Raw genomic sequence first — 1,201 nt, forward strand, 5'->3', positions numbered from 1 at the left:
TTTTTATGCGCATAGTTCATTTGGCGGTGCGGCACCCCATGCCGGGCAGCGCCGCTTCATCTGCTCAGTCGATCGGTTCGCCGAATTGATGGCTGCATCGCGCAAGGCGATCGGCGCATTGCCCGGCGCCAATATCGGCGTCGCGCCGCACAGCTTGCGTGCGGTGACGCCCGACGAGCTCAAATCGATCATCCCGCTTGCCGAGGGCGGGCCGGTGCATATCCACGCCGCCGAGCAGGTGAAGGAGGTCGAGGACTGCCTGGCTTGGTCGGGATTGCGGCCGGTGCAATGGTTGCTGGAGCATGCGCCGGTGGATCGGCGCTGGTGCCTCATCCACGCCACGCACATGACGGATGCGGAGGTCACGGCTTTCGCTAGGACCGGTGCGGTGGCCGGCCTCTGTCCCATCACGGAAGCAAGCCTCGGCGACGGCGTCTTTCCTGCGCGGGAATATCTTGCCGCCAGTGGCGCCTTCGGCGTCGGGACCGATTCCAACGTGCTGGTCGGCGTCGCCGACGAACTGCGCCAGCTTGAATATGGCCAGCGGCTGAAGCATCGCGAACGCAACGTGCTCTCCAGCGGAGCGGGACGTTCCACCGGCCGCGCATTGTTCGACCATGCTCTTGCGGGCGGCGCGCAAGCGCTGGCGCAAGAGACATCCGGCCTTGCACCGGGCGCGCGTGCAGACATCGTCACGCTCGATACGGCGCATCCTTCGCTGGCAGGCCGCGCCGGCGACGCGGCGATCGACGGCTGGATCTTCGCGGCCGGCGGCGGCGCGATCGATTGTGTCTGGGCGAGCGGCCACAAGGTCGTCGAAGGCGGGCGGCACAGGCTGCGCCAGCCCGCGCGCGAACGTTTCAACGCCTCGGTGCGGAGGCTCGTCGCATGAGCCTCGTGACCGACGCCGACAAGCCGACACTCTACAAGCGCATCCGCGCCGACATCGAGCAGCGTATCCTGACCGGCGAATGGCCGCCCGGCCATCGCATCCCCTTCGAGCACGAACTGGTGGCCAGTTACGGCTGCTCGCGCATGACCGTGAACAAGGCGCTGTCCGAACTCGCACAAGCCGACCTGATCGAGCGGCGGCGGCGCGCCGGCTCCTTCGTGCGGCGGCCGCAGCATCAGTCGGCGGTGCTGAAGATCGCCGACATCCGCGCCGAGATCACCACGCTCGGCCGCTCCTACGGTTACGAGC

The 1,201-nt window shown here is 67.6% G+C and carries 2 protein-coding genes; both read left to right on the top strand.

All coding sequences use genetic code 11. The features are described from left to right. Positions 1-892 (top strand): formimidoylglutamate deiminase (locus JHD07_RS24255; protein WP_291626643.1); only part of this gene is annotated, 892 nt, incomplete at its 5' end. Then, positions 889-1,201, top strand: a 313-nt coding sequence (locus JHD07_RS24260) for a GntR family transcriptional regulator (RefSeq protein WP_291626645.1), incomplete at its 3' end; no start/stop codon positions are given. The genes JHD07_RS24255 and JHD07_RS24260, both read left to right, overlap by 4 nt.

The sequence above is a fragment of the Bradyrhizobium sp. genome (genome assembly GCF_016462955.1).
Lineage (GTDB): Bacteria > Pseudomonadota > Alphaproteobacteria > Rhizobiales > Xanthobacteraceae > Bradyrhizobium.